Source organism: Kineococcus rugosus, from assembly GCF_050871975.1.
In the GTDB taxonomy this organism is placed as follows: Bacteria; Actinomycetota; Actinomycetes; order Actinomycetales; family Kineococcaceae; genus Kineococcus.
Map to the genome: position 1 here is coordinate 61695 of NZ_JBJLSJ010000029.1, position 6000 is coordinate 67694.

Sequence of the window (6000 nt, forward strand, 5' to 3'; positions counted from 1 at the left end):
CGACGTCCTGGTCAGCGGGACGACCGTGCGGTCGGCGCGGCAGCCGACCTAGCGTGGCGGCGTGGACAGCCCCGGTGACGCCCGGCCCCTGAGCGCGGACGAGGCCGACGTGCTGGCCCTCCTGCTGGCGCAGCACTTCCCCGGCGCGGTCCAGCTGCGCCTGCAGGCTCGGCGCGTGCTGGCCGCCCCGGGGTGTGCGTGCGGGTGCGGCACCATCGCCCTGCACGTCACCGACGTGCACGCCCCACGGGCGCACCTGCTGGATGAGCATCCGGCGAGCGCTGACTTCGCTGCTCCCGGACAGGGCGGGGTGGTCACCCTGATCACCGCCGATGGGTTGCTGCAGGAGCTGCGCCTGTCGTGGTGGGGCGAGGACCCCACGCCGATGCCCCGGGCTGTGGACCTGACGCACCTGTGGTGCGCCACCGGCGGGTGATGGCGCGGGTAGGGGTGTGCCCGTGGGACGTGCACCGCGACGGCGGATGACTGGATGTTCAGGGGAGGACTGTCCCGACGGGTGACCTCGCCCATCTCCACGCGGGAAGCACCTCTGCGGTCAGGGACGTCTCGGTACCGTCACTCCCGTGACCGAGGAGGAGCTCGACGCCCTGTGGAACCGGGCCTGCGAGTGGGACGCACCAGCCATCAGGACACACCGCGGGGACGAGGCGCTGCACGTCGTCTTGACCTTCGACGGCAGCGTCAACAACGGTGGCCTGCTCGACGCGGTGGAGACCTACGGCGAGGACCGCGAGTACCCCCTGTCCCGGGTGCTGCAGGCCTACCGCTTCCTGGGCCTGGAGGACGCCGCCTCGATCATCGCGCGGGCGCGCCAGGAGTTCGAGAACTTCAGCGCCATGGCCGACGACGCGCGCGGTGACGTCCCGGAGGAGCGCATCAACGCTTCGTACCTGCTGGACACCGGCGCCCTCAGAGCCGCTGTCCGGGCCACGGTGCAGGCGTCCCCGCAGAGCTTCGCCCCGCTCGGCTGAGGGGCACCAGCTCCCATCCGGCTCTTGGCACGAGCCCGCGGACGGCGGGACGACCGTGAGATGCGTCGGCGCCGGCGCTGCTCCTCGCTCAGGGAGCGAAGACGCAGAACTCGTTGCCTTCCGGGTCAGCCAGCACGTCCCAGTCCCGGTCCTCACCGCGGGGCTGCACCAAGGTCGCTCCCAGCGCGAGGAGGGCGTCGACGTCGCCCACGACGTCGAGGTGCATGCGGTTCTTGACCACCTTCTCCTCCGGAACGGGCGCCACCCACAGCAGCGGCCCGGCGCCGGTGGGGTCGACGATCGGCACGGGGTCCGACGCCGGGCGAGGACCGTCCGCCCCGACGCGCCGGCGGTAGCCCATCGCCTGGCACCACCAGTCCGCCACGGCCTGGTGGTCGTGGGCATCGAGGGAGAGGTCCTTGAACCGGGAGGGCGCGTTCACCAGCGCATCACAGCGCATGGTGGCGGTCGGTCACCAGTTGAGGTGGTCGCCGACCGAGGTGTGGAACGCCGCGTCCGGTGACTGGTGACGGGAGTGGCGTGCGAGGCGACGAGGACGCCGATCGCGGATCGCGGATCGCGGGATGACCGTGAAGTTCTCCGGGGTATGAGCGCACCAGGCGTCGCGTTCCGCGGCCTGTCGAGACTCGTCGTCTGCGAGGGCGGTTATTCGTCGAAGTCATCGGGCTCGAGGACCGGTTCGCGCCAGTTCCAGGCCAGGGCGGCGGCGGGCAGCATGGTGGCGGTGAGGAACGAGGCGACGAGCAGCACCATCCAGCCCACGGGCTCGAAGAGCTGTACGCCTGCTTCCTGCACCAGGAAGCTGTTGAGGACCGCCAGAAGGGTCAGCGCGCCCAGCAGCAGCAGGGTGAGGCGGAAACCGCGTCGGTAGGCGTGGTCGCGGTCGCTGATCTCGCGTTCGTCGAGCAGGTTCTCGGGGACGTTGTCCAGCATCCGCGTCGCGCGGCGCAGCACGGCCAAGGCGTAGCTGGTCAGTGCGGTGGCTCCTGAGATCAATGCGGTGTTGAAGCCGCCGCCGGCGGTGGCGGCCAGGACACCGAGGGCGAAGGTGGCCACGGGGAGCAGGGCGAGGGCGCGGCGGGCGGTGCGGGTGGCCAGCCAGGCCGGCAGCGGCTGCTGGCGTTGTTCCTGGAGGCGGGCGTGGCTGGCCGCGCGCAGGTTCGAGCGGCGTCCGGTCCGGGTGGGGTTCACGTGCTGGCTCCTGCCTGGGCGGGCACTGCCGTCGGTGCCTCAGCGGGCGCCGTGGGGGATGTGGAGGACGTGGGAGCGGGGTAGAGCTGCGCTGACATGGGTGGGAAGGGGGTGAGGGAGAAGAGCGCCTCCACGGGTAGGCCGAAGTGGGCGGCCAGGCGCAGGGCGAGTTCGACGGAGGGGCCGTAGTCGCCGCGTTCGAGGAAGCCGATGGTCTGGACGTTGACGCCGACCGCTTCGGCCAGCTGGCGGCGGGTGGTGCCGCGTTCGGCGCGCAGCACGGCGAGGCGGTTGTGCAGTTGCTTCGCGCCCGCCGACTCCTTTGCCTTGTTCACCACCCTTCCCATGTTGCGTTGTCGCAACACTGAGTGCAAGGGGGGCAACGGAGGCGGCGGATGAGGTGGTGCTGGGTGACCTTGTGGACATCGTCGAGACCGCGCGATGTCTGCGGCATGACCACGACGTCGCGCGCTGCGCGAGATGAGCGGTCAGTCGTTCGGCACCTCGTGCAGGAGCTGCTCGCGCAGGATGTCGGCGTGTCCGCAGTGCTGGGCGAGCTCGCGCAGCACGTGCAGGTAGACCCAGCGCAGGGGCAGGGGACCGCGCCGGTTGCCGTGCAGCAGGTCGTCGAGGTCCATGTCGGCCACCGTCCGGCGCGATGCCGCGCACGCGTCGCGGTGCGCTCGGCTCACCGTGGCGATGGTGTCGTGCTCGTCCAGGTCGAAGGACTCATCGGGGCCGGCTCCGATGCCCAGCTCGGCGCGGGAGCGGCCGGTGACGGCCTCGGCGAACCAGACCTTCTCGACGAAGGTGGCGTGCTTGACCAGGCCCAGCAGTGTGGTCTTCGACGGCAGCAGGCGGGCGCGGACTTGCTGCTCGCTGAGCCCGTCCAGGCAGGCGTTCAGCGCGTCGCGGTGCTGGTCGATGAACGTCTCGAACTGGACCTGGGCCGGCGAGTCGATGACGTCTTCGGCGGTGGGCGTCGAGATGCGGGGCACGCAGTGATCATGGCAGTCCGGATCGTGCGGTGATCGCGCTCTTCGGCATGACGGTGACGTCGACGACCTCCTGACCGGCGGCGTGCGCGCGAGGTGATCGTTCCCGAGAAACACCCGCCCGCGCGTCGTGATCGTCACTGCCACGGTGGGTATCAGCTCGGCCAGTCACCCCCCGTCGCCATCCACCGTCAGGAGTGCTCATGACCAGCAAGCAGCGCACGTACGCCCTCATCGGCGCAGCCATCGGTTTCGTGGTGGGGTTGCTGGTCCACAACGGGGATCGCTCAACAGCCTCGATGCCCAGCCTGGCCGTGGGGCAGGCCATCGTGGCCGCGGTGGTGGGGTACTTCCTGGCGCGGGATGGACGCCGGGCGCGGCGACGCGTCGGGGAGTGAGCTGAGGGGCCCGTCGTACCGCACGGCGGGTCGGGACTCGTGAAGCAGCACCGGGAGCAGCGACCGCGCCCGCGACGCGGGATGACCGTGAGGTGGGGCGGACGGGCCGCGGAGATCTCCTGCCAGTGCCGTCGTGCTGCGTTGCAACACCTAGGCCGCTCCTGGAGGTGTCGGAACGTCACGCAACGCCTCTGACCGCACGCCACGACATCGACGTGAGCGGACGTCGATGGCGTCTTGTTCAGCGGTACCGGTGGCGCCGTGGTCAGCGCAGGACCTCCACCTCGCAGGTGAGCCCCGGTGCACGAGACAGGCGGGCGTCGGCGGTGACCAGGACGACACCCAGCACCTCGGCCAGCGCGACGTAGGCCGCGTCGTAGCTGGTGATGGTGTGGCGCAGTTCCCAGCAGCGGTGGAGCAGGGGCCGGTGACCTGCGCGGCGCAGGGGCAGGTCGACGAGGTCGTTCAGCGCCAGGTCGGCGCGGCGCTCCGGCAGGCGCCCTCCGTTCGCGGTACGGCGCAGCACCGAGGCCACCTCGAGGTCGATGATCTCAGGAGCGGTGAGGACCTCTCCACGGAGCCGGTCCCGGGCGCGGTCGCCGTCGGGTCCGTCGTCGGCCAGGGCGGGGGCGAGGACGCTGGCGTCAACGACGATCACGGTCGTCGTGCACCGCCTTCACCGCGTCGCGGAAGGGCAGGGTGCCACCTGCGCGCCCACCGGCCCGGTCGAGCACCTCGTCGAGGGAGGGGGTGCTGGCTTCCTCGACGAGCTTGGCCAGGAGGTACTCCTGCAGGGACTGGTGGGCCAGGGCGGCGCGGCGGCGCAGAACGGCGTGCGTGGCGTCAGGGACGTCCTTGATCTGGACACTGGGCATGGCGCCATTTTGGCGCTACCACTAGCGGTGTGCAACCACTCGCAGATCGACGTGACCGCGGAGTCGACAGCGCTTCGCAGGCAGGTACGGGTGCCCGCCACCCGCTGGTCCGGGACCCGGGGAGGGCCACCACCGGAGCCGCCGGGGACGCCACCGGCGTCCCGCGACGGGCACCCCTGCCCGGGAACGCCGGAGGGGGTGGGACCCGTTCGGGTCCCACCCCCTCCGGGTGGTCTCAGGCCGCGCCCTCGGCGCCCTCGATCTCCAGCGCCTTGTCCACGTCGAGGACGAGCAGCAGCGCGTCGTCGAGCTTGTAGGCACCGCGGATCAGTTCGCGGATCGGGCCGGACAGCGTGTCCGGCGGCGGCTCGAAGGTGGAGTCGGTGACCTCGATGACCCCGCCGATCGAGTCGACGAGCAGGCTCCAGACCTCCTCGGCGGCGCGGACGACGACGTTCATCGCGACCTTGCCCTCGGCGCGGTCGGGCATGTTCAGCCGGCGGCGCAGGTCGAGCGCGGTGACGACCTGACCGCGCAGGTTGATCAGCCCGGCGACGGCGTACGGCGCCAGCGGGGCGGGCGTGCGGGGCTGCTCGGTGAGCACCTCCTGCACGCGGCGGACCTCGACACCGAACAGGTGCCCGGCCAGGTGGAACGTGGCGTACTGCGTGGACACGTCAGACCCCCAGTCGCTTGGAAGCTTCGGCCAGCTCGTTCTGAGCCTGCTCGGTGAAGAAGTTCGGGTCGGCCGCCAGGATGGCGGCGCGGACGTCGAGGAGCTCGGTCACGCGGTCGCGGATGACCGCGGAACCGACCAGGCCGGCGTCGTCGATGTCGCTGTGCGCGTCCTGACCGGACACGATGTCGACGATCTCGTCGACGACGATCGCGACGGAGCGGCCGCGCGCGGAGTACACGACACCCGGCAGGGACGTGACCTCCTGCGTGCCGTAGGAGGACCGCGCCCCGCCACCGAGGTGGTGGGACAGGCGCACCAGCGGCAGGATCTCGCCGCGGTAGCGGACGACCTCGCGGCGGCCGACGCGCTCGATGGACTCCGTCTTGAACTCCTCCAGGCGCGTGACGACGTCCAGCGGGATCGCGACCCGGCGGTTGTCGCCGAGACCGACGACCAGCAGGCGCTGACCGTCACCGGTGGTGGCGTGCTCGGCGGCGGTCTGGTCGCTGACGTGCTCGACACCGTCGGAGCGCATCGTGCGGCGGGCCAGGGACTGCACGTCGAGGATCAGCGAGACGCGGCCGTCGCCCAGGATGGTGGCCCCGGCGAAGGCGCCGATGGCCTTCAGCGCCCCCGAGAGGGGCTTGACGACGATCTCCTCGGTGTCCAGGACGCGGTCGACGAGCAGGCCGAAGCGGCGCCCGTCGCACTCCAGGACGGCGATGACGAGGTTCGTGGGCAGTTCCACGTCGGCGGGGGGGGGGGGGGGGGGGGGGGGGGGGGGGGGGGGGGGGGGGGGGGGGGGGGGGGGGGGGGGGGGGGGGGGGGGGGGGGGGGGGGGGGGGGGGG

The 6000-nt window shown here is 71.8% G+C and carries 11 protein-coding genes; 3 read left to right on the forward strand and 8 right to left on the reverse strand.

All coding sequences use genetic code 11. From position 1 onward, the window contains the following. The first annotated feature begins 61 nt into the window (after positions 1-61). Both ACRYM6_RS16575 and ACRYM6_RS16580 read left to right on the forward strand, forming a co-directional pair. Positions 62-436 (forward strand): hypothetical protein, encoded by a 375-nt coding sequence (locus ACRYM6_RS16575; RefSeq protein ID WP_432543988.1) that lies wholly within the window; start codon positions 62-64, stop codon positions 434-436. Positions 437-584: 148 nt separating this feature from the next. Further along, on the forward strand, positions 585-992 hold the full coding sequence (locus ACRYM6_RS16580; RefSeq protein WP_432543989.1) for a DMP19 family protein: 408 nt from the start codon (positions 585-587) through the stop codon (positions 990-992). An 88-nt stretch (positions 993-1080) separates the two neighbouring features. On the opposite strand, the gene ACRYM6_RS16585 is transcribed toward ACRYM6_RS16580, so the two are convergent. From ACRYM6_RS16585 to ACRYM6_RS16600, 4 genes are all read right to left on the reverse strand, one after another. After that, positions 1081-1452 carry a VOC family protein gene (locus ACRYM6_RS16585; RefSeq protein ID WP_432543990.1) on the reverse strand — a complete coding sequence of 124 codons (372 nt, stop codon included), beginning with the start codon at positions 1450-1452 and terminating at the stop codon, positions 1081-1083. Between the two features lie 206 nt (positions 1453-1658). Beyond that, positions 1659-2204, reverse strand: a complete 546-nt coding sequence (locus ACRYM6_RS16590; RefSeq protein ID WP_432543991.1) for a hypothetical protein — start codon at positions 2202-2204, stop codon at positions 1659-1661. Continuing rightward, positions 2201-2542 carry a helix-turn-helix transcriptional regulator gene (locus tag ACRYM6_RS16595; protein ID WP_432543992.1) on the reverse strand — a complete coding sequence of 114 codons (342 nt, stop codon included), beginning with the start codon at positions 2540-2542 and terminating at the stop codon, positions 2201-2203. Before ACRYM6_RS16595 ends, ACRYM6_RS16590 begins: the two co-directional genes overlap by 4 nt. Positions 2543-2692: 150 nt before the next feature. Then, positions 2693-3202, reverse strand: coding sequence for a DinB family protein (locus tag ACRYM6_RS16600; protein ID WP_432543993.1), 510 nt, complete (start codon positions 3200-3202; stop codon positions 2693-2695). Positions 3203-3402: 200 nt separating this feature from the next. On the opposite strand from ACRYM6_RS16600, the gene ACRYM6_RS16605 reads away from it, so the two are divergent. Next, positions 3403-3597, forward strand: a complete 195-nt coding sequence (locus ACRYM6_RS16605; RefSeq protein ID WP_432543994.1) for a hypothetical protein — start codon at positions 3403-3405, stop codon at positions 3595-3597. Between the two features lie 265 nt (positions 3598-3862). On the opposite strand, the gene ACRYM6_RS16610 is transcribed toward ACRYM6_RS16605, so the two are convergent. The 4 genes from ACRYM6_RS16610 to ACRYM6_RS16625 all read right to left on the reverse strand — a co-directional run bounded on the left by ACRYM6_RS16610 (position 3863) and on the right by ACRYM6_RS16625 (position 5899). Next, positions 3863-4255, reverse strand: coding sequence for a type II toxin-antitoxin system VapC family toxin (locus ACRYM6_RS16610; protein ID WP_432543995.1), 393 nt, complete (start codon positions 4253-4255; stop codon positions 3863-3865). Beyond that, the gene (locus ACRYM6_RS16615; RefSeq protein ID WP_432543996.1) at positions 4242-4472 is read right to left on the reverse strand and encodes a FitA-like ribbon-helix-helix domain-containing protein; all 231 of its coding nucleotides are present in this window, start codon (positions 4470-4472) and stop codon (positions 4242-4244) included. Before ACRYM6_RS16615 ends, ACRYM6_RS16610 begins: the two co-directional genes overlap by 14 nt. A gap of 235 nt (positions 4473-4707) precedes the next feature. Beyond that, positions 4708-5148, reverse strand: a complete 441-nt coding sequence (locus tag ACRYM6_RS16620; RefSeq protein WP_432510811.1) for a chemotaxis protein CheW — start codon at positions 5146-5148, stop codon at positions 4708-4710. Between the two features lies 1 nt (position 5149). Next, positions 5150-5899: a chemotaxis protein CheW gene (locus tag ACRYM6_RS16625; RefSeq protein WP_432543997.1), complete on the reverse strand. Its 750-nt coding sequence runs from the start codon at positions 5897-5899 to the stop codon at positions 5150-5152. Between the last annotated feature and the right edge of the window lie 101 nt (positions 5900-6000).

Excerpts from the sequence above, each read along its gene's own strand:
- ACRYM6_RS16585 (WP_432543990.1), bottom strand. The coding sequence starts at position 1,452 with ATGCGCTGTGATGCGCTGGTGAACGCGCCCTCCCGGTTCAAGGACCTC.
- ACRYM6_RS16605 (WP_432543994.1), top strand. The coding sequence starts at position 3,403 with ATGACCAGCAAGCAGCGCACGTACGCCCTCATCGGCGCAGCCATCGGT.
- ACRYM6_RS16615 (WP_432543996.1), bottom strand. The coding sequence starts at position 4,472 with ATGCCCAGTGTCCAGATCAAGGACGTCCCTGACGCCACGCACGCCGTT.